Source organism: Salinigranum sp., assembly GCF_041641895.1.
GTDB lineage: Archaea > Halobacteriota > Halobacteria > Halobacteriales > Haloferacaceae > Salinigranum.
Genome location: NZ_JBEPXO010000001.1, coordinates 47,256 through 67,615, shown reverse-complemented (window position 1 = coordinate 67,615; position 20,360 = coordinate 47,256). Strand labels below are relative to the sequence as shown.

General features: G+C 69.0%; 20 protein-coding genes and 1 pseudogene. 16 read left to right on the top strand and 5 right to left on the bottom strand.

Annotated elements, in window-relative coordinates; translation table 11 throughout:
• Positions 1-104 precede the first annotated feature (104 nt).
• The gene (locus ACESK5_RS00345) at positions 105-530 is read right to left on the bottom strand and encodes a CBS domain-containing protein (protein ID WP_372909544.1); all 426 of its coding nucleotides are present in this window, start codon (positions 528-530) and stop codon (positions 105-107) included.
• Positions 531-630: 100 nt separating this feature from the next.
• Between ACESK5_RS00345 and ACESK5_RS00340 the strand changes: the two genes are divergently transcribed.
• Entirely contained in the window at positions 631-930 is a 300-nt protein-coding gene (locus tag ACESK5_RS00340; RefSeq protein ID WP_372909543.1) for a zinc ribbon domain-containing protein, read from the top strand.
• A gap of 252 nt (positions 931-1,182) precedes the next feature.
• Here the strand turns inward: ACESK5_RS00340 and sucD are convergent, their stop codons facing one another.
• Complete coding sequence (gene sucD / locus ACESK5_RS00335) at positions 1,183-2,055, bottom strand: succinate--CoA ligase subunit alpha (RefSeq protein WP_372909542.1); 873 nt, start codon at positions 2,053-2,055, stop codon at positions 1,183-1,185.
• Positions 2,052-3,197: an ADP-forming succinate--CoA ligase subunit beta gene (sucC, locus tag ACESK5_RS00330; RefSeq protein ID WP_372909541.1), complete on the bottom strand. Its 1,146-nt coding sequence runs from the start codon at positions 3,195-3,197 to the stop codon at positions 2,052-2,054. The genes sucD and sucC overlap by 4 nt, the downstream gene beginning before the upstream one ends.
• 260 nt (positions 3,198-3,457) lie before the next feature.
• Between sucC and ACESK5_RS00325 the strand changes: the two genes are divergently transcribed.
• A complete protein-coding gene (locus tag ACESK5_RS00325) occupies positions 3,458-3,736 on the top strand; it encodes an amphi-Trp domain-containing protein (RefSeq protein WP_372909540.1) in 279 nt (92 codons plus the stop codon).
• A 32-nt stretch (positions 3,737-3,768) separates the two neighbouring features.
• Here ACESK5_RS00325 and ACESK5_RS00320 read toward each other — a convergent pair whose 3' ends face one another.
• On the bottom strand, positions 3,769-4,053 hold the full coding sequence (locus ACESK5_RS00320; RefSeq protein ID WP_372909539.1) for a hypothetical protein: 285 nt from the start codon (positions 4,051-4,053) through the stop codon (positions 3,769-3,771).
• Positions 4,054-4,152: 99 nt separating this feature from the next.
• Between ACESK5_RS00320 and ACESK5_RS00315 the strand changes: the two genes are divergently transcribed.
• The 7 genes from ACESK5_RS00315 to ACESK5_RS00285 all read left to right on the top strand — a co-directional run bounded on the left by ACESK5_RS00315 (position 4,153) and on the right by ACESK5_RS00285 (position 11,765).
• The gene (locus ACESK5_RS00315) at positions 4,153-5,499 is read left to right on the top strand and encodes a RimK family alpha-L-glutamate ligase (protein WP_372909538.1); all 1,347 of its coding nucleotides are present in this window, start codon (positions 4,153-4,155) and stop codon (positions 5,497-5,499) included.
• A 177-nt stretch (positions 5,500-5,676) separates the two neighbouring features.
• Entirely contained in the window at positions 5,677-6,636 is a 960-nt protein-coding gene (locus ACESK5_RS00310; protein WP_372909537.1) for a zinc-binding dehydrogenase, read from the top strand.
• Between the two features lie 148 nt (positions 6,637-6,784).
• Entirely contained in the window at positions 6,785-7,045 is a 261-nt protein-coding gene (locus tag ACESK5_RS00305) for a helix-turn-helix domain-containing protein (RefSeq protein WP_372909536.1), read from the top strand.
• A 173-nt stretch (positions 7,046-7,218) separates the two neighbouring features.
• Entirely contained in the window at positions 7,219-8,550 is a 1,332-nt protein-coding gene (locus ACESK5_RS00300) for a sodium-dependent transporter (RefSeq protein WP_372909535.1), read from the top strand.
• 175 nt (positions 8,551-8,725) lie between these two features.
• Positions 8,726-9,148: an ester cyclase gene (locus tag ACESK5_RS00295; protein WP_372909534.1), complete on the top strand. Its 423-nt coding sequence runs from the start codon at positions 8,726-8,728 to the stop codon at positions 9,146-9,148.
• Positions 9,149-9,351: 203 nt separating this feature from the next.
• Positions 9,352-10,764, top strand: coding sequence for a sodium-dependent transporter (locus tag ACESK5_RS00290; RefSeq protein ID WP_372909533.1), 1,413 nt, complete (start codon positions 9,352-9,354; stop codon positions 10,762-10,764).
• A gap of 50 nt (positions 10,765-10,814) precedes the next feature.
• Positions 10,815-11,765: a 3-hydroxyacyl-CoA dehydrogenase family protein gene (locus ACESK5_RS00285; protein WP_372909532.1), complete on the top strand. Its 951-nt coding sequence runs from the start codon at positions 10,815-10,817 to the stop codon at positions 11,763-11,765.
• A gap of 31 nt (positions 11,766-11,796) precedes the next feature.
• On the opposite strand, the gene ACESK5_RS00280 is transcribed toward ACESK5_RS00285, so the two are convergent.
• On the bottom strand, positions 11,797-14,238 hold the full coding sequence (locus ACESK5_RS00280; RefSeq protein ID WP_372909531.1) for an MEDS domain-containing protein: 2,442 nt from the start codon (positions 14,236-14,238) through the stop codon (positions 11,797-11,799).
• Positions 14,239-14,514: 276 nt separating this feature from the next.
• Between ACESK5_RS00280 and ACESK5_RS00275 the strand changes: the two genes are divergently transcribed.
• From ACESK5_RS00275 to ACESK5_RS00245, 7 genes and pseudogenes are all read left to right on the top strand, one after another.
• Complete coding sequence (locus ACESK5_RS00275; RefSeq protein WP_372909530.1) at positions 14,515-14,925, top strand: response regulator; 411 nt, start codon at positions 14,515-14,517, stop codon at positions 14,923-14,925.
• Positions 14,926-15,094: 169 nt separating this feature from the next.
• Positions 15,095-16,639: an acyl-CoA carboxylase subunit beta gene (locus ACESK5_RS00270; protein WP_372909560.1), complete on the top strand. Its 1,545-nt coding sequence runs from the start codon at positions 15,095-15,097 to the stop codon at positions 16,637-16,639.
• Between the two features lie 13 nt (positions 16,640-16,652).
• Positions 16,653-16,889, top strand: a pseudogene (locus tag ACESK5_RS00265) (hypothetical protein); the annotation flags it as partial.
• 229 nt (positions 16,890-17,118) lie between these two features.
• The gene (locus ACESK5_RS00260; RefSeq protein WP_372909529.1) at positions 17,119-17,952 is read left to right on the top strand and encodes a triphosphoribosyl-dephospho-CoA synthase; all 834 of its coding nucleotides are present in this window, start codon (positions 17,119-17,121) and stop codon (positions 17,950-17,952) included.
• Entirely contained in the window at positions 17,940-18,587 is a 648-nt protein-coding gene (locus ACESK5_RS00255) for a DUF447 domain-containing protein (protein WP_372909528.1), read from the top strand. Before ACESK5_RS00260 ends, ACESK5_RS00255 begins: the two co-directional genes overlap by 13 nt.
• An 83-nt stretch (positions 18,588-18,670) precedes the next feature.
• Positions 18,671-19,969, top strand: a complete 1,299-nt coding sequence (locus ACESK5_RS00250; RefSeq protein ID WP_372909527.1) for a hypothetical protein — start codon at positions 18,671-18,673, stop codon at positions 19,967-19,969.
• A gap of 71 nt (positions 19,970-20,040) precedes the next feature.
• A complete protein-coding gene (locus ACESK5_RS00245; protein WP_372909526.1) occupies positions 20,041-20,238 on the top strand; it encodes a 30S ribosomal protein S17e in 198 nt (65 codons plus the stop codon).
• Positions 20,239-20,360: the final 122 nt, after the last annotated feature.

Here is a 20,360-nt window from a genome sequence, read left to right as displayed (position 1 = left end):
GCCCGTGGGGCCGGTCTCCTCCGGCTCCGAGACCGGGTCGGCCATCGCGGACGACCAGTAGAGGCTCTCGGGAGCCGGAGTGGGCGGCCGCCCGTGCGCGCTGCTCACTCCCCGCGCTCCCACGCGCGACCCTCGAGGGCCAGTCGACCGGCTTCGCGCTGGAAGTCAGAGAAGTGCCACACGAGGTCGGTCAGGGTCACCATCCCCACCGGCTCGAGTCCGCGGGCGACGAGGAGTTTCTTGATGCCTAGGTCGTGCATCCGCTCCGCCGCCTTCCTGACGGTCGCCGTCGGTTCGATGCGTTCGACCGGGTGCGACATCGCCACGTGGGCGGGGATGTCGTCGAGCGGTTCGTCGATGTCGTGTGCCGCGCGGAGGACGTCACTTTCAGTCACGATGCCGAGCGGCCCATCGTCGTCGATGACGACACTGCCCGTACCTGCCATGAGCATCCGGGTGACACAGTCGGCTAGCGTCGCCGAGTGGGGGACCGTCACGCACCCGGTCGTCATCACGTCTCGGACCTGCATTGCCAGGAAATCGTGAACGACGGTATTTAACCCTCTACCCCCCGCTATCAGCGGTGAGAAGCCCCGACAAGACCATACGGGTGGGTTCCTTTCACCGGGTATGGACCTGGGTATTGCCTTCAGACTGCTCGTGGCGGTGTTCTGCATCGTCGCCCCCTCCCTGCTGTTCATCGGGTTCGTCCGCGTGCTCGACCGCATGCGCGACGACGACCTGGTGAACCGCGTCATGGAGCGGGTCGACGAACAGCCCTCCGGCGCGCCCGGCCCCGCCGCCGTCCTGACGGGCGGCGCCGTCTCCGGGACGTCGCAGTCGGACCTCGTCGCGTGTTCGTCCTGTGGGCTCCCGAACCCTGGCTTCGCCGGCTACTGCGGCAACTGCCTCACGAAACTCGACGGCTAGCGCACGACCGGCGGCCCGGTCTCGGCCGAGGCCGCGTGTCGCCTCCCGCTCGCTTCGCGACGGGGTCGACCCTCGCGGCCGACGTCCCACGAGCGGCGGGTGACTCCCCGTTCTCACTCTCCGTTCTCACCCTCACGAGGCTCACGCGCCAGCGACTGCCCGGTCTCCCGGCGAGCGGTCGTGGTGGTGGCCCGGCCAGTGGTGACGGGACCCGGTCGCGACCCGAGATACCTCCGCGTCGTCGCGGGCGTCTCAGGAGAGGAAGTGCTCGATGTGGTCGGCCACTTCCTCGGGCGTGTCGCCGACCGGTGCGCCCGCGTCGTTGAGCGCCTCGATTTTCGACTCGGCCGTGCCGGTCCCGGACCCGCTGACGATGGCGCCGGCGTGGCCCATCCGCTTGCCCGGCGGGGCGGTGCGGCCCGCGATGAAACCGGCGACCGGCGTGTCCATGTGCTGGGCGATGAACTTCGCCGCCTGCTCCTCGTCCTCGCCGCCGATCTCACCGCACATCACGACGGCCTCGGTCTCGGTGTCGGCCTCGAACAGTTCGAGCGCGTCGACGAACGACGTTCCGATGATGGGGTCGCCGCCGATGCCGATGGCCGTCGTCTGTCCGATGCCGCGCTGGGTGAGGTTGTCGACGACCTGGTAGGTCAGCGTCCCCGACCGCGAGACGAGTCCGACGTTGCCGTCGGAGAAGATGTTGCCGGGCAGGATGCCCAGTTTGGCCTCGCCGGGCGTGATGATGCCGGGACAGTTCGGCCCGATGAGGTGGGTGTCCGTCTCGCCCAGTCGCCGGTACACCTTCGCCATGTCCTGGGTCGGGACGCCCTCGGTGATGGCGACAACCAGGTCCACCGCGGTGTCGAGCGCCTCGAACATCGCGTCCGCGGCGAACGCCGGCGGGACGAACACGACGGAGGCGTCGGCGTCCTCCTCGGCGACGGCGTCGTGGACCGTGTCGTAGACGGGGACGCCCTTCACTTCCTGGCCGCCCTTACCGGGCACCGCGCCCGCGACGACGTTCGTCCCGTACTCCATCATCTGCTCGGTGTGGAACGACCCCTCCCCACCGGTGATGCCCTGTACCACGACGCGCGTGTCGTCGTCGACCAGAATACTCATTGGCTGACCTCCTCGGCGTTCTCGACCGCACGCTGGACCGCGTCCTCCAGCGTCTCTTCGACCTGTACGAGGTCGGTGTTCAGAATCTCCATCCCCTCCGTCGCGTTCGTCCCCGCGAGGCGGACGACGACGGGCTTGGGAATCTCGTCGAACGCTTCGAGCGCCTCGTTGATGCCCTTCGCCACCTCGTCACCGCGCGTGATGCCGCCGAAGATGTTGAACACCACGCTGTCGACGTTCGGGTCGGAGAACACCATGTCGAGCGCGTTCGTGACGCGTTCGGCCTTCGCCCCGCCACCGATGTCGAGGAAGTTCGCGGGCGCACCGCCGTAGTAGTCGACGAGGTCGAGCGTCGTCATCACCAGTCCAGCGCCGTTGCCGATGATGCCGACGTTGCCCGACAGGCGGACGTAGTCGAAGCCGTACTTGTTCGCCTTCGCCTCGAGGTCGTCTTCCGCGGCCTCGTCTTCCATCTCTGCGAGGTCCGGGTGACGGAAGAGCGCGTCGTCGTCGACGTTGAGGACGGCGTCGGCGGCGATTACCTCGCGGTCGGCGGTGACCATCAGCGGGTTGATTTCGGCGTCGGCGGCGTCCGTATCCTCCCAGAGGTCGTACAGCGTCGTCAGGACGCTGGAGACGTCGCGTGCGATGTCCCGGTCGATACCGGCGTCGTACACCGCCTTGCGGGCCTGATACGGGTGCATCCCGAACGCGGGGTCGACGTGCTCGCGCGCGATAGCCTCGGGTTCCTCCGCGGCGACCTCTTCGATGTTCACGCCGCCCTTCTCGGAGACCATCGCGACGGGCCGTCCCTCACCCCGGTCCATCGTCACGCCGACGTACAGTTCGTCCTCGAAGTCGACCCCGGCCTCGACGAGGACACGGTCGACGGTGTACCCCTTGAGGTCCATCCCGAGGATGTCGTCGGCATACTCCCGTGCCTCCGCCTCGCTGGTCGCAATCTTGATGCCGCCGGCCTTCCCGCGGCCGCCGACGTGCACCTGCGCCTTGATGGCGGCAGGGAAGCCGATGTCTTCGACCGCCGCTACCACCTCGTCGACACTCGACGCGAGTCGAGAGTCCGGAACGGGAATCCCGGCGTCGGCGAAGACACCCTTCGCTTGGTACTCGTGAAGTCGCATCGTGTGTGACCGGGAGAGGCCGACGCTTAAATCCCGCCGATTCGAGCGAGTGTGACTCTCGGGGGAGGATTTACTCGAAGCCGAATTGTCCTCTCGGCTCCGTCTCGGAACACGCCGACGAGGGCGTGCCGTCGACGGTCGGTCTCCTCGCGCCGTGACCGCGTCCGCCGCGGCGTGGCCGCGTGGAACCGGCCGTCCGTCCACGACCCCGCGTTGCACCGACACACAGACTCAATACCCTCACCGTCGTATCTGGACGGATGCCCGAAGAGACACTGTTCGAGTTCGAGCGGGACATGACCACGGCAGACGTCGCACAGTACCTCCGGACCGTCGCGGACCGACTCGAATCCGGCGACGAGTTCACGCTCGAGTCCGGGACGGAGTCGGTGACGCTCGCCCCGCCGGGCCGCGTCGAGTTCGAGGTCGAAGTCGAGCGCGAGACGTCGAAGTCGGGTGGCTCCGCCGAGATCGAGATGGAGTTCGAGCTGGAGTGGGACGAGGACGCGACGGACGACGGGGACCTCAACATCGACTGAGACATCTCCGGCCGCTGGCTGTGGTCACCCGGTCACTCGACGGCCCGGAGGTCGTCGACGACGCCGACGCCACCGACGGCCACACCGACCACGATGAGCGCGAGTCCACCGACGACTGCCGGGTTCACCTGGCAGGTGTTGCAGCCGTCGAACACCGCGACTCCCGACAGGGAGACGCCCGTGACGGCGAGCGTCGGCTGTGGGTTCTCACAGAAGGCTTCGGTACAGCCGAGCGTCACCCCCGTCGCGACGCCCGCGACGCTCGCGACGAACACCCCGACGCCGAAACACAGCATTCCCCAGCGGAGCAGACCCATGTCCCACTCCTTTCCGCCCGAGGACAAAGGCGTTTTCACCCTCCCCGGCCGCCCCCTCCCGTCGGCACGTTTTCCTCGTCGCCCGTTCATGATGCTAGCATGACATCCCCGCCCTGCGTCGGCGTGCTCGCGCTCCACGACAGCAAGGAGTCGAAGGCCATCCTCAACGCCGTCGAGGCGCTGGGGTACGAGACCGAGTGGCTCCGCGAGGAGAACACCGTGGTCCGCGTCGACGGCGACACGCTCGAACTCGAACCGGCCGTCGACGTCGTCGTCAACCGACTCCTCCTCTCGAACACGGACCAGCCGACGGAGGAACTCGGCATCGCGCGGACCGTCGCCGCCCACCGGCCGATGCTCAACCCGCCGGAGGCGACTGCCACCGCCGCACACAAGATGGCGACGGCGTCGCTCCTGGCGCGCGAGGGAATCCCGGTGCCGAAGACCCTGCTCGCGCTCAGCGGGACGACGCTCAACGCCCACCGTCACGAGTTCGGACCCGAGGCCGTCTACAAGACCGCCATCGGAACGCACGGGGGGGGCGCGTGGAAGGTCGAGACCGACGACGTCCTCACCGCGAAGGTGGGCAAGCGCCGCGCGTTCCTCCAGGAACTCGTCGGCGACCGTGAGCGCCCGCGCGACGCGCGGGTGTACGTCGTCGGCGACCGGGTCGTCGCGGCGATGTACCGCTACGCCGCCGGCGAGGACTGGCGGACGAACGTCCACCTGGGCGGCGCCGTCGAGGACGCGACGGAGTCGCTCCCGCCGGAGGCGCTGGCCGTCGCCCGCGAGGCCGCCTCGGTGGTCGGCCTCGACTACGCCGGCGTCGACCTCATCGAGAGCGGACAGAAGTGGGTCGTCCTCGAGGTGAACCCGACGGCGGGGTTCCGCGGCCTCTACCGGGCCACCGGCGTCAGTCCGGCCCCGCACATCGCCGCGCTCGCGCTCCGACGACTCGGCGTCGAAGTCGACGCCGACCGTGTCGCGGACCTCGCCGCCACGCTCGACGACTCCCCGCCGACCTGTATGCCCCGCCCGGACCCGACGACGTTCGAGGAACCGCCCATCATCGGACTCACCGAGCGCGTCGTCGTCTCCGGAACCGCCGGGAGCGAGACGGTCGTCGGCAAGGCCGACTCCGGCGCGGCGCGGACGAGCATTGACCTCACGCTCGCCGCCGAAATCGGCGCCGGCCCCATCCACACCGTCTCCACCGTCCGGAGCGGGAGCGCGCGGAAGAGTCAGTCGCGGCCCGTCGTCGACCTCGTCGTGGGTATCGGCGGCACCCAGCACACCGTCGCCGCCAACATCGTCGACCGGAGCCACATGTCACACCCACTGCTCATCGGCCGCGACGTCCTCAAACACTACTTCCTCGACATCTCCCGGCGCGTGGAGAACCCCAACACACACCCCCTCGACGACGAACCGCTCGAAGAGGAGTGAGCGCGAGCGAACGACAGACCCGCGTGTCGTCCCGGCCGCCGACACGCCGTCGATGGCTCGACTCCGCCCCCGCCGATACGCCGTCGACGGCTCGACTCCGCCCCCGCCGACACGTCCCGTCCCAATCGCTTTCCGCTTCTCGCGGTTTTATCGCCGCTCGCCACGTCACACCGACCCATGCGGGCTATCCGTTTCCACGAGTACGGTGACGAATCGGTGCTCCAGGTAGACGACGTCGACAGGCCGGAGGCGACCGGTCACGACGTCGTCGTCGAGGTGGCCGGCGCGGGCGTCAACCCCGTCGACACCTACTTCCGGGAGGGTTCGTACGAGCCGTTCCAGCTCCCGATGATTCCCGGCGTCGACGTCGCTGGCGAGGTGGTCGAGGTTTCACAGTACGTCGACGACTACGAGGTCGGCGACCAGGTGGTCGGGACCGGTCTGAGTATGAACCATTTCGGCGCGTACGCGGAGTACGCCGCCGTCCCCGAGGACCGTCTCGCACACCTCCCCGACGGCGTCGACCCCGTCGCCGCCGGTGGCGCAGGCGTCGCCGCCGTCACCGCGTGGCGGGCGCTCGTCGACCACGCGGGCCTCCAGCCGGCCGAGTCCGTCCTCGTCCACGGCGGGTCGGGCGGCGTCGGTCACGCGGCCGTCCAACTCGCCGCGGCGGCCGGGGCCCACGTCGTCACCACTGCGGCCCCACAGTACCACGACCACCTCACGGAACTCGGGGCCGACGCCGTCTTCGACTACGCGAGCGACGACCTGCAGGAGGAGGTCCGTGCGGAGACGGGCGGCGTCGACGTCGTCCTCGACCACCGCCTCGACGACTACCTCCAGTTCGACGCCGAGGTAGCGGCGACGGGCGGACGCGTGGTCGGCATCGGCGAGAACGACCCCGAGGTCGGCTTCACGAACGACGGCGTCGCCCGGGGCAAGGACGTCTCCTACCAGTTCATGAGCATGTTCAACACGCCGCGGCTGGCCGACCCCCTCGAACGCGTCGCCTACCTCATGGGAACGGGTGACCTCGAGATCGACGTCGCCCGGACGTACGACCTCGAGGAGGCCGCCGACGCACAGCGCGACGTGATGGCCGACTCGTTCCTCGGCAAACTCGTCGTCACGCCGTAGCGGCCGACGCGTCGCGCAGTCTGGCCGTCTCGTGACCGCACTGCGAACGAGGGAGATACCGTCGAAGAATGTCATTCGAACGACTAGTTTCCCCGGATCTGAGAACGACGACAGATTTTTATACGGTTGCCGCACGTCACCTCTTCCCATGATGACAGCAGCACAACTCGAACGGGCCGCGGAACCGCAACCCGAGCGCGCGACGAACGAACCCATCGAACTCCCCGACGAGGTCACGTCGCCGCCGGCGAAACTCGTCTACCTCTACCTCCTGGTCCGCGGGACGGTGACCGTCGACGAACTCGGTGCGTCGCTCGGCCTCCCCAAGTTGACCCTGTTCAGCATCCTCCAGACGCTCGCGGGGTACGGACTGGTCGTCCGCGACGGCGACGACGTCAGTCCGGCCTGAGACAGGGTGTCCGGCGCACGAGTGCACTCAACTCTTCCGGGGTGGCGAGCGGTGGTGGACTGTGAGGGACGGTACCGTCACACATTTTCGTTCGTGGAATCATTCTGATAATTACATCACAATTCGGGGAGAATCCATCGGGCTTATCAGGGTGACTCGGCCTAGGCCGAGCGATGACAGAACGTGAGACGTGGGCGTCCCGTGTTGGGTTCGTCCTCGCAGCCGTCGGGAGCGCCGTCGGACTGGGCAACATCTGGCAGTTCCCGTTCAAGACGGGACAGTTCGGCGGGGCGTCGTTCCTCGTCGTCTACCTCGCCGCCGCCGTCGGTATCGGCCTCCCCGCCATGCTCGCGGAGTTCGCCGTCGGCCGCCGGGCGAAGCGCAACACCATCGACGCGTTCGGTGCGCTCGGCGGCCGACAGTGGAAGGTCGTCGGTGCGCTCGGACTGGGCATCGGCTTCTGGATTCTCTCGTACTACTCCGTCGTGGGGGGCTGGGTCATTCGCTACCTCGTCGCCTCGCCCACGGGGACGTACTTCGGCGACGCGGCCGGCTACTTCTCGGCCGTCTCCGCCGGCACCGACGCGCTCGTCGCACACGCCGTCTTCATGGCGCTCGTCGTCGGCGTCGTCGCCCTCGGCGTCGAGAACGGCATCGAGCGCGCGACGAAAGTGATGGTGCCCTCCGTCCTCCTCATCCTCGCCGGCCTCGCCGCCTTCGCGTTCACGCTCGACGGCGCGGGCGCGGGCTACGCGTACTTCCTCTCTCCCGACCTGTCGGCGCTCCGCACGAACCTCTGGGACATCGTCCCGTTCGCCGTCGGGCAGGCGTTCTTCTCGCTCTCGCTCGGCATGGGCGCGATGGTCACCTACGCCTCCTACGTCGACGGCGAAGACTCTCTCGTCGCCGACGCAGGCTCTATCGTTGTGTTGAACACGTTCGTCGGCGTGCTCGCGGGACTCGCCGTCTTCCCACTCCTGTTCGCGCAGGGCATCGACCCCAACACGAGCGGCCCCGGTGCGGTGTTCGTCTCCACCGCCGGCGCGTTCGCGGCGCTCCCCGCCGGCCGTCTGCTGGGGACGCTGTTCTTCGCCGTCGTGCTCATCGCGGCGCTCTCGTCGGCCATCAGCCTCCTCGAAGTGGTCGTGTCGTACGTCGTCGACAACACGGGCGTGGGCCGACTTCCCGCCGCCGGCACCATCGGAGGCGCGCTGTTTCTCCTCGGCGTCCCCTCCGCGCTCTCGACTGCGTGGCTCGGCTGGTTCGACACGCTCGCGTACAAACTCCTGCTCCCGCTGTCGGTGCTCGCCATCCTGCTGTTTGTCGGCTGGGTGCTCGGGCGGGAGGCGCTGTCGGAAGTGGTCCACGGCTCCGACCTCGGCCGGCGGTTCGGCGCCGTCTGGCTCTGGACCGTCCGCGTCGTCGTCTTCGCCGCCGTCCTCGGCACGCTCGCGCTGGGCCTCCAGACGCTGTTCGTCGGCGGCGCCATCGTCCCGCCGGTCTGACCAGCGGGGCGTCGCCGTCGCGGAGAGAGCGGGCGGCCCCGACTGCCGGACACGTCTCCACGGCCGCCCCCGAGTACGACGGACTTCACGTGGACGGCCGGATGCGTCCCGTGGTCACCAGTTGGTGAGAAATACACATTTGTATTATGACATTTGGGCGCGTCTCCGACAGTGTATGGAAGCAACCACCCTGACCAGACACGAACAGCCCATGAGTGACTACCTCGCGCTGTGGAACGGGGAGTCCTCGAAGACAGATTCGGTCTCTGATTCGTTCGTGGCCTACGAGCCAAGCGTCCCAGGCGGGGTAATCCAGGGACGGGAGGCCTTCGAGGCGTACGTCCACGAACTCCGGACCGCGTTCCCCGACTTCACCATCACCGTCGAAGCCGTGCTCGAAGGAGACGACATCGTCATGGCCGAGTGGACCGGCCGGGGTACCCACGAAGGTGAGTTCAACGGGCTCCCGCCGACCGGCCGCACGTTCGAGCATCGGGGGATGTCGACGTTCGTCGTCGCGGACGGCGAGGTACAGGAAGAACGGATGTACTACGACCCCCGAGAGATAGCCGAGCAACTCGGCTTCCTCGAGGAGTGAGGGGGTCGTTCGTTCCGACACCCGGCTGGACCGCCGGAGAGTGACCCCTCGACCGGCGGGTGACGATTCGTCACCATCACCGAGTGCTCGTCGCGTGAGCTTCGACGAGAACCTCGATTTACCGACGGAAAACCGTTATCATCGGCAGTTGAGGGTTCTTCGGTTCGTAACCCCTTTGGGCGCGCTTCGGTCATCGAGAGGTAATGACACGTGAGACGTGGGCGACCCGAATCGGGTTCATCCTCGCGGCCGTCGGGAGCGCCGTGGGGCTGGGAAACATCTGGCGGTTCCCCTGGGTCACCGCCGAGAACGGCGGGAGTGCCTTCCTCCTCGTCTACCTGTTCGTCGTCCTCGCCGTCGGCGTCCCGGGCCTCGTCGGCGAGTTCGTCATCGGTCGCCGCGCGAAACGGAACCCCGTCGGCGCGCTGCGTGACCTCTCGGGGTCGACTGGGTGGGCCGTCGTCGGCGGCTTCTCTGTCCTGACGGCGCTCGTCCTGCTCTCCTTCTACTCGGTGGTCGGTGGGTGGATTCTCCGCTACTTCGTCGAGAGCGCTCTCGCCCTCGCCGGCGGGCCGCTCCCCTACGCGGCCGAACCGGGCGCGTACTTCGGTTCCGCCTCCGCCGGCACCGACGCGCTCGCGTACCACCTCGTCTTCCTCGGACTCACCGCTGTCGTCGTCCTCGGCGGCGTCAGGAAGGGCATCGAACTCGGGACGACGGTGATGATGCCCGCCGTCTTCGTCCTCCTCGTCGTGCTAGCCGCGTGGGCGGCGACGCAACCCGACGCCGCCGCCGGCTACGCGTTCTACCTCTCGTTCGACCTCTCGACGCTGGAGGAGAACTTCTTCTCGGTCCTCGGACCGGCCGCGGGGCAGGCGCTGTTCACGCTCTCGCTCGGCGCGGGGACGATGGTCACCTACGCCTCCTACCTGGGCGAGGACCGCTCGCTCCCGTTCGACGCCGGGACCATCGCCGTGCTCAACACCTCTGTCGGCGTCCTCGCCGGCCTCGTCGTCTTCCCACTCCTGTTCTCGCTCGGCGTCGAGCCCGGCTCGCCCGGCCCCGGCGCGCTGTTCGTCTCCATCGCGGGCGCGTTCGCTCGCCTCCCCGGTGGGACGCTCATCGCCAGCGCCTTCTTCGGGGTCGTCGCCCTCGCGGCGCTCTCCTCGTCCATCTCGATGCTCGAGATTCCCGTCTCCTTTCTCGTCGACGAGTTCGGGTTCGACCGGCGACGGAGCGTCGCCGTCGCACTCGTGGTGTTCGCCGTCACCGGCGCCGCTAACGCGCTCGACCCGGCCGTCTTCCAGCTGTTCGCCGTGACGCTCGTCGACCGACTGCTCACGGCGGGACTGGCCGCGTTCCTCCTGTTCGTCGGCTGGGTCCTCGGGCGAGACGCCCTCGAGGAGTTCCGCCTCGGCGCCGGTGACCTCGCCTCCTCGCTGGGGCCGGCCTGGCTCTACGCCGTCGGTGTCGTGCTGCCGCTCTTTCTCGTCTTTACCCTGCTCACGAGTTTCGGCCTGGAGGCGCGCGTCGGCTTCTGGCCGACCGTCGCGCTCGCCGTCGGCGTCGCCGGCGCCGCGTTCCTCGGTCTTCGCTCGTCGAACTCCGTCGTCTGAGAGCGGCGAGGGTGGCGAATACCCATCACCCCGGACGTCGACGGGTCGGTATGCACGACGTGACTGCTCTCTCGGTCGTCGGTGCCGGTGCGATGGGTCACGGCCTGGCCGTTCACTGTGCGCTCGCCGGCCTCGACGTGACGCTCGTCGACCACCGGCAGGCGAACCTCGACACCGCGCGTGACCGGTTCGGCGAGGCGGTCACGTTCCTCGCGAGCGAGGGACTCATCGGCACCGACCCGGAGACGGCGCTCGACCGCGTCGACTTCACGCTGGGCCTCACGACGGGCGTCGCCGACGCCGACGTCGTGGTCGAAACCGTCTCCGAGGACCTCGACACGAAGCGCGACGTTTTCGAACGACTCGCGACGGCCACCTCGGACGCCGTCCTCGCCTCGAACACGTCCGGACTTTCCATCGACGACATCGCCGAAGCGGTCCCCGACGCGGCCGGGCGGGTCGCCGGCTGTCACTGGTGGTACCCGCCGTACCTGCTCCGCCCCGTCGAAGTGGTCCGCGGCACCCACACCACCGACGAGACGGTCGAGCGACTGTGCGCGTTCGTCGAAGGGGTCGACCGTGACCCGGTGCTGGTGGAGCGGGACGTTCCGGGGTTCGTCTGGAACCGCGTCCAGTTCGCCGTCGTCCGCGAGTGTCTCCACCTCGTGAGCGAGGGCGTCGCCTCCGTCGAGGACGTCGACCGGGCAGTGCGGGACGGCTACGCCACCCGGACGGCGGCCATCGGACCGTTCGAGACGATGGACATCGCGGGACTGGACCTCTTCCAGACAATCGCCGAGGGACTGTTCCCGCACCTCGCGGACGACGACGGCCCGGGCGACCCGCTCGCCGAGCGCGTCCGGGAGGGGCGGACCGGCATCGACACCGGCGCCGGCTTCTTCGACTACGACGACGCTCCCGAGACGGTGACGCGTCGGCGGGACGAGCGGGTCGCCGCCATCCAGCGCGCGCTGCGCGACGACGAGGCGTCGTCGCGGTGAACGAGACGCCTGACGAGCCAGCCGAGCCCCCTCAGTCGTCGAACAGCAGTTCGAGGAGCTTCCGCTCGGCCCCGCGCAGGTGGTTGGAGAACGTCGGCTGGCTCACCCCCATCGACGACGCGACGTCGGAGGCGGAACTGTCGCGGGGCCACTCGAAGTAGCCGCCGTAGTAGGCCAACCGGAGCGCCTCGAACTGTCTGTCGGTCAGCCGCTCGTCCAGCCGGGTCAGGAACGACCCGCGACTCTGGACCGGTCTGGCACTCCGGCGGATGGAGTCGACCGACAGTCCGGGATACGCCCGTCTGGCCCGGTCGACGAGTTCGCGCAGGTCCGTCCGCCGCGGCACCTCCACCGTCAGGTCGACCCCCGTCGGAGTCGCGACGAGTCGCGTCACGGAACCGTTCGCGGCACCGAGGAGTTCGGGGACGCTCTCGGAGACACACAGGACCGCCTCGAACAGCGCCCCGCGCTCGCGGTCGGTCACCCGCCGAATCGACGCCACGCTCGTCGAGCACTCGGCGGCGGTCAGGACGCGGTCGGCAGCCACGTCGTCGACAGTGAAGAACAGTCGGAGTCGCCCCTCTGCCTCCGGGATGACCGTCTCGACGTCGACTCGCCCGTCGACCTGGGTCGCCAGCCGTCCCAGCTTGCTCTCCGACGTCGGGAGGTGGAGTCCGACCTCGGTCAGGTTGTCGGCGTGCAGCCCCGCCTGCGTCTCGACGCAGTCGATGGCGTACCCGACCGTCCGCCCGAGTTCTCTGAGGACGTCTCGCTCCATCTCCGTCAGCGCGTTCGGTCGGTCGGCGTAGACGGTCAGCACGCCGTACGAGGCCGCGTCGTACACGAGCGGGACGCAGAACGCGGCGTAGAGCCCGTTGTCGAGCGCGACCCGGCGCCACGCGCGGTACGCGTTGGTGGTCAGCGAGTTGGGGACGAACTGCGCGTCGCCCGTCTCGGCGGCCCGCCGGGTCGGCGTCGGGACGGCCGCCTCGGCGTCCGCTCCCGTCCCCGCGTCCACGCCAGCCTCGCCTCCCGTCTCCGACGTGTACAGCGAGTCCAGATAGACCCCGCCGTCGCCCGCCCACTGTCGCGGGGTCAGCCGCCGCGTGAACGAGTCACGGTCGCCGACCCAGACGAACTGGTAGCCGTCGACGTCGGCCAGCCGGTCACAGACCGTGCGGTGTATCTCTTCCCGACTCGACGCATGGACGAGACCCAGAGCGACCTCGCGAATCGTCCGGTTGACGCGGTCGAGGTGGCGAATCTGGTCGTCCCGGTGGTCGAGCATGTCATCGTACTCGGCGCGTTCGAACGCCGCGTCCACCGCGTGTGCCACCGTCCGGACGAACTCCTTCTCGGCCTCGTCGAGGGCGTGCGGGAGGGTCCAGCCGACGAACAGGACGCCGTACCGTTCGAGCGGGTACGCGAACCCACACGTCAGCGCGGACATCTCCGACTGGCGCGCCGACTCCGGGCGAACCACCTGCTCGCCCCCGACGAACGCGTCGCGGAGGAGGTCACGGTGCGCGTCGGGCAACGACGTCGGGTCCGCGTCGCCGTGAGCCGTCCAGACCGACGCCGGTTCCAGTGCCTCGCTCGCCTCGTCGTACGAGTAGACGCCCACCAGCGACGGCGACAGCACCGATCTGATGGTCGTTACGGCCTCGGCGAGGACGTCGTCCGTGTCGGCCGCCAGGAAGCGATAGCTCGTGGTGGACAGTTCGGAGAGCGCGGTCTGGTACTGCTGTCGCCGACTGTGCGCCCGCACCCGGTCCAGGTGCGCCTCGACGAACTCCGTCGTGGCACTCGTCGCGGGATGTACCGCCGAGAACGCGTCGGGGTCGAGATACGCGAAGTTCTGCGTGACCGTCGCGTCGTACACCTGCTGGGGATGTGACCGGACGACGTCGTGGAGCAGGTCGTCGTCGAACTTCGTTCGGTCGTACTGACACAGCCCCGTGATGGGCTGGTGGTCCGTGTAGAACTCGTTGACCTGCGACTCGTACTCCACGAGACGGTCGAGGGTGTCGCCGCCGGCGCGGAGTGCCCACGTCATCTCTCCGGTGAGCCGGAGGTGGTCGTACGGGCCGTCGGTGACCGTCTCGACGAGGTCCTCGAGGCTATCCACCATCTCGCCAGTCTCGAACGTCCCCGACGGGGTGTACATCTCCGCCGCGTCGTGAATCGTCAACGCGTCGGCGTCGACGTCGATTCCTGCCGCCCGGAACACCGAACGGAGGTAGTCGGGCGAGTGTTCGTCGGCGATGTACACGACGCGCTCGTTCCCCTCGAGTCCGTGTCTGACGTACGGAACGACGGTCGAGAGGTGCTCCGCGGTGGTCTCGTATATCAGCGCGAGGTGGTTCTCCGGCCCCGGGGCGTGGTCACCTCGGTGGCTCGTCGAGGCGTGCCGCCGACCAGACGACTTCGGGGTCGAGACGGGACGAGGGTCCGTAGAGTGGGGGTGGGGCATGGGGTGTGGACGGCGCTCTGACGAGTTCGGTACTCGTCTCGGCCGAGTGAAAAATCTGGGCTTGCGACTGCGCGGGTCGACGTTTCGGGGCTTCGTTCACGCACCGAGGCGACCGACACCCTATACTCATAGGTGTCTCTCGAGCGACGCGAATACTGCTAGGGAGAAGCGGTAGGACCGTCTACACCGTCGAGAGAGGTAGGACGGACGCCCAGGCGTGGGACCGTCCACGACCGACGCAGGGGCCGACCCCACACCCACGCCCACACCACTCTCATGACCCCCCGCTCTCGCCCCCAGCCGATTCGTGTACTCCTCGTCGACGACGACCCGATGGTCCTCTCGTTGGTCGAATCGTTCCTCGATGCCGTCGACGCCGACCTGGAGGTCGTCGCCGCGCACTCACCGGCCGACGGTCTCACGCGACTCGAACGCGACGACCACACCGTCGACTGCATCGTGAGCGACTACCACATGCCCGACGTCGACGGCATCGAGTTCCTCACGCGGGTCCGAGAACTCGACGACACGGTCCCGTTCGTCCTCTACACGAGCGACCCGAGCGAGGACCTCCTGACGACGGCGCGCGAGCGTGGCGCGACGGCCTGCATCCAGAAGTGCGGGAGTCCGGAACACTTCGAGTCGCTCGCGGCGCGGATTTCGCGGCTGAGTGCCCGACGGCAGTAACCGGGTCGTCACCGGAGCCGATGGGTCGTCTGACGGCGTCGGCTTCGATTCGCGAAGTGCGAACGGCCGTCGTCCACGGTGGCCCTCCGAGCGGGCTTCGGTATCCCGGAATCCTTTTGCTCCACGTCGTTCACGTTCCGCCAATGACACCAGGTGGTCCGACATGACGATGGAGGACCGGATCGAGGAACTCCGCGAGAAACGTGAACGCGCGCTGCTCGGGGGCGGCCAAGAGCGCATCGACAAGCAGCACGACAAGGGGAAGATGACTGCCCGCGAGCGGATCGACTACTTCCTCGACGAGGATACGTTCAACGAGTTCGACAAGTTCCGGACGCATCGAACGTCGAAGTTCGGGATGGAGGAGAAGAAACTCCCCGGCGACGGCGTCGTCACCGGGTACGGGGAGGTCGACGGCCGGACGGTGTTCGTCTTCGCCCACGACTTCACCGTCTTCGGTGGCTCGCTCGGCGAGGTGATGGCCCAGAAAATCTGCAAGGTGATGGACAAGGCGATGGAAGTCGGCGCGCCCATCGTCGGCCTGAACGACTCCGCCGGCGCGCGGATTCAGGAGGGCGTGAAGTCGCTGGCCGGGTTCGCAGACATCTTCCACCGAAACCAGCAGGCGTCGGGCGTCGTCCCGCAGATTTCGTCCATCATGGGGCCGTGTGCCGGCGGCGCGGTGTACTCGCCCGCCATCACCGACTTCATCTTCATGGTGCAGGACACCTCGCACATGTTCATCACCGGCCCGGACGTCATCAAGACGGTCACGGGCGAGGAGGTGAGCTTCGAGGAACTCGGCGGTGCGTCGACCCACGCACAGAAGACGGGCGTCGCACACAAGGCGTTCGAGAGCGAGGAGGAGGCGCTCGACAACATCCGCCGACTCCTCTCGTACGTCCCGCAGAACAACGTCGAGGACCCGCCCCGGGTCGACCCGTGGGACGACCCGGCACGGCGGACCGACGAACTCACCGACGTCGTCCCGGACCAGCCACAGAAGCCGTACGACATGACCGACGTCGTCGACAGCGTCGTCGACGAGGGGTCGTTCTTCGAGATTCACGACGGCTGGGCGCGCAACATCGTCGTCGGGTTCGGTCGGCTCGACGGGCACTCCGTGGGCGTGGTGGCGAACCAGCCACGCTCGAACGCCGGTACCCTCACCGTCGACGCGTCGATGAAGGGGTCGCGGTTCATCCGCTTCTGCGACGCGTTCAACGTCCCCATCCTCACCTTCGTCGACGTTCCGGGGTACATGCCCGGCACCGAGCAGGAACACCGCGGCATCATCCGCCACGGGGCCAAGTTGCTGTACGCGTACTCCGAGGCGACGGTCCCGCTCCTGACGGTCATCACGCGCAAGGCGTACGGCGGCGCGTACTGCGTCATGGCCTCGAAGCACATCGGCGGCGACGTCAACTACGCGTGGCCCACCTCCGAAATCGCGGTCATGGGGCCGCAGGGCGCGGTCAACATCCTCTACAGCAGCGAACTGGAGGCCGCGGACGACCCCGACGCCCGCCGGCAGGAACTCATCGACGAGTACCGCGAGGAGTTCGCCAACCCCTACACCGCCGCCGACAGAGGGTTCGTCGACGACGTCATCGAACCCGCCGAGACCCGCGCACGCCTCGTCGACGACCTGAAGATGCTGAAGACGAAACGCGGCGACCAGCCGGACAAGAAGCACGGCAACCTCCCGATCTGAGATGGACCTCTCGATACCCGACGACGCGACCGAGGACGAGGCGGCGGCCATCGCGGCCGTCGTCTCGGCGCACATGCGCGACCAGGCAGTCGCCGCGGCGGCCGCCGCGGCCGAGACGGAGGAGACGTGGCAGGACAGGAAGTGGGCGTTCGCCGGGCGCGTCGACGCGCTCCAGGGCCGGACCACGCGCGTCCCGGACGGCACGCCGACGAACGCCTGGGTCGCCGCGAGCAGGGCCGAGCGGTTCTGAGCGCCGGTCCCGCCGTCGTTCGGCGACCACTCCGCCCGAACACGTTCGGCAACGCGACACAACGGGCGACGCGTGTGAACGCATTGAAGTCCGCTCGTTACCTCGGATTCGGTAGAGGCCTCACCCCGAATTCTCCCCCTCACCTCCCCCTCGGGCGGCCTCTGTTTTCACGTGACTCGTCGCGACCCGACGCGTAGCGTCTTTACCGTTCGCCACGCTACGGAGGGGCATGCGAACCCCGGCGGACAACGCGCAGCTAGCACTCCTCCTCGAGGTGTCCGGCACCCCGAAACCGGGGAACGTCGACCGGCGCCACGAGTACGAGGACCTCCGGTTCGAACACTTCCTCGCGGGGGCGGTGGGCGCGGGCGCGGGTCTCCGCGCCGCCGAGGCCGGCGCCACCGTCGGCGCCGCGTTCGAAGAGAGCGTCGAGGGCATGCGCCACCAGCGGGGTGGGAACACCCAGTTCGGCTGTCTGGTGAACCTCGTCCCGCTCGTACGGGCGGCCGCCGTCGGACCACTCTCGCCGCCGGCCGTCCGTGACGTCTGTGCCGGGACGACTGTGGCGGACGCGTGTGACTTCTACCGCGCGTTCGAGTACGTCGACGTCGCTGTCGGCGACCCGCCCCCGGACGTTGACCTGCCCGACGTCGGCCTCGCGTCCGACGCGACGGCCGCGATTCGCGAGCAGGGACTGACGCTCTGGGACGTCATGGAGCGCTCGGCGGCCGTCGACGCGAACGCCCGCGAGTGGGTCGAAGGGTTCCCCCGCGCGTTCGCCGCCGCGGAGGGGATTCTCGACGACGACGGTCCCGCGACCGACCGGGTCGCCCGGGCCTTCCTCCGCCTCCTGGCCGAGGAACCCGACACGCTGGTCCGGGCACAGCACGGAGAGGGGGTCGCCCACGAGGTACAGGAGCGGGTGGCCGAGGTGGGTGACGACCTCGACGCCGCGGCCGCGCTCGCCGAGGAGTACGTCGAACGGGGGGTCAATCCCGGCACGACGGCCGACCTCACTGCTGCCGCCGCGTTCGTCGCGCTCGAACGGGGGTGGGAGGTGTGACCGCGACGGAAGCGCCCGACGTGACCGAGAGCGGGGCGGGGTGGCCCGTCGCGTTCGACGGCGTGACGGAGTCCGTCGTGACCACGCTCGGGCCGAACGACCGGTGGAACGTGGCGGCGCTGGGCCTCCACGCGCCCGACGAGGGCGTCGAAGCGGGGGCGCAGGCTCCCGTCGAAGCCGTGACGTGGGGCAACACCCGCACCCGCCGCAACTTCCACCGTCGGGGGGAGGGCGTCGTCCAGTTCGTCGCCGACCCACGGGACTTCGTCGACGCGGCGGTCACCATCCGCGAGGAGGCGGACCCCGTCCTCGACTCGGCCGACGGGTGGGTCCGGGTCGCGGTCGAACAGGTCGACGAGGGCCGCGAGGGCGACACGCGCTGGGAGCGGTGGCGACTCACACCCGGCGAGAGTGCCGTCGAACGGGAGCGGCCGTTCACCATCAACCGCGGCTTCTACGCCGTCGTCGACGCCACCGTCGCCGCCTCGCGACTCGACGTCCCCAGCTACGACACCGACCGCCTCCTCGACCGCCTCGCGTACTTCGAGCGCGTAGTCGAGCGGTGTGGCGGGGAGCGAGAACGGGAGGCGTTCGCGCGCCTCTCGGCGGAGACCGACTGGCGCGACTACCGGTGACCGGGCGACCAGTATCAGCCGTGATTCCCCGACCCGAACAGTGATACTGACGCCCGCGGTGGTCTCGCCCGACACGAGCGACGATGCGACGCCGGAGCCACCACCGAAGCCGACACGAGCGCCGAGACGACAGCCACCGCCGCGGACGGACGGCGGGGCGAACGGGCCGCCGGTCCCGTTCCGTCGCACTGACGGGGCTGGTCGTCTGGTGTCTCGTCGTCGCCGCCGTCGTCCCGGGCCTCGCCGGGGCGGCGGTCCCTGCACCGGTGGACGCCGGAGCGGTCGCGGCCGTCGAACAGGCGCGCGGCACCTCCATCACCGTGACCGCGTCGCCGGCGACTGTCGCCGCGGGCGTCGGTGACAGCGTCGCGGTCACGGGGACGACGACGTTCGAGGCGGGCGAGGTCCGCCTCTACCTCGTCGGCCCTCGCGGACGGTTCCTCGGCGACGACGGGCAGGCGGGCGACATGGAGGCAGCGCGCGTCGTCGGGGGTGGCTTCGCCGCGACGTACGAGTCGTTCTCCCGGCGAGGGGTGTACCGACTCCTCGCCGTCAGCCCACGCGGGGACGGGGCGTTCGAGTCGACGCCGACGCTCGGCCGCGACGCCCTCCCCACGGACGTGACCCAGCAGCAGGCGGTGGACCTCGTCAGAGCGGCCTACGGCCGCGACGAGGTGGTCGACCTGTCGCTCCGCGCCGAGACACCCCGCCTCGCCATCGACCCCGTCTCGCCCGACGGGACGCTCGTCGGCGACGAGGCCGCCACGGTGACGGGGACGACCAACCGCGGTGGCGACGCGACGGTGTTCGTCGACCTGATCGCCGGGAACGGCCGGACGGTGGCGACGGCCGAGACGACCGTCGACGCCGCCACCGGCACGTGGGAGGTCGGCCTCGACGTCGACGGCGTCGAACCCGGCGCGTACACGCTGTCCGCCACCGACGGTGCCTTGCGCGCCGAGACGACGGTAATCGTCGTCACCGAGGAGTCCACGCCGACCGAGACACCCGCCGAGGACACCGCTCCAGTCGGAACTGACGCAGACACGGACACGGACGCGGTCGACGAGGCCCGCGCGACGGTCGACAACGCGACCGGCGCGGCGCTCGCGAACGGGACGGCCGGTCTCGAGGCCGCGAACGAGACGACCGGAGGAATGGTGCCGGGGAACGCGAGTGCGACCGACGGCGAGAACGTGAGCGCCGACGGGAACGCGAACGGGACCGCCAGCGCGAACGGGAGTGCGAACGGTACCGCCAACGCCACCGCCGAGAGCGGGGAGTCGACCAGCGGGGCCGTCCCTGGCTTCGGCGTCGGGGCGTTCGTCGCGGCGCTCGTCGTCGTCGCAGTCGCCGTGCGCCGACGAACTCGTGGCGGGTAGCCGCGACGCAGCGCCCGGAGTCGACGACGCGTAACGAATCGTTTTTGTGCGCCAGCGAGCAACCGTCGGGCATGGCGATCAAACCCAAGTACGTCAAACAGCTCGGGAACATGCTCCTCGAGCGGTACCCGCAGGCGTTCAACACGGACTTCGAGACGAACAAGGACAGCGTCATGAAGCTCACGAACGTCGACTCGAAGGGCGTCCGCAACCGTATCGCGGGCTACATCACGCGCAAGAAGTCCAGCAGCCAGTCCGCCTCGGCGTAACTCTCCTCCGACACGATACGCGACGCGGACGCGACACGAATCGGCCCGACCCGCGAGCTGCGGGTCTCTCCTCTCGTCTCGACACCGTCTCCCGGTAACCCGGACTCGAGCCCGAGCACTCT